The organism is Roseobacter sp. TSBP12 (assembly GCF_009129705.1).
GTDB classification, from domain to species: domain Bacteria; phylum Pseudomonadota; class Alphaproteobacteria; order Rhodobacterales; family Rhodobacteraceae; genus Celeribacter; species Celeribacter baekdonensis_A.
In genome coordinates this window covers 1-612 of the sequence record NZ_PYIB01000005.1, presented here as the reverse complement: position 1 = coordinate 612, position 612 = coordinate 1, and the positions used below count along the sequence as shown (strand labels likewise).

Genomic DNA, 612 nt, shown 5'->3' with positions numbered 1-612 from the left:
GAACCAGAGCGGTTTGATGACGTCGGTCTTTTGATCTTCGATGAATGTCATCTGATGCATCCGAGCACTGACGGAGACCGGAGAGCAATCGACGCGATGCTATGCATCTTGGGGTTTACCCGCGTTGTACCGGACGCCGATATCGTCCTGATGTCGGCTATGATGAAGAACACATATGAACTGAGCGGTTGGCTGGCGGAGCTGACAGGTAGAAACTCACTTGCTCTCGACAATGCATGGAAACCAACCCGGCAACTAAGGGGATGCGTCGTTTACGATGAAAAGAGACTTGCTGACCTGCGAAAACTCTTGCGGAATGCTCGCGCAAAAAGCTCCACTGCGGGGGTTCCTGCTGCGGTAAAGCGCAAGCTGACGGCAAAACCAAACGCGTTCTTCAGCGTGAAGCAGACATGGGCGTCACAGGTTCGCCGCGACTATGCTCTTGTACCACTCTTGAACGAAGCACTTCAGCTTTCGACAAACAAGTTCTGGAAAGTGACGCCTAACTCCGGTGTCGTTGCATCTTCAGTCGCTGCTGCAGCCGCTGGAGCAGGGCTACGAACTCTCGTCTTTTCTCAATCCATACCGAATGCCTTTTCTATATCAGAAAAG

General features: G+C 52.3%; 1 pseudogene. It reads left to right on the top strand.

What is annotated here, in order from left to right:
• Positions 1 to 612: pseudogene (locus C8029_RS02460) on the top strand (DEAD/DEAH box helicase); the annotation flags it as partial.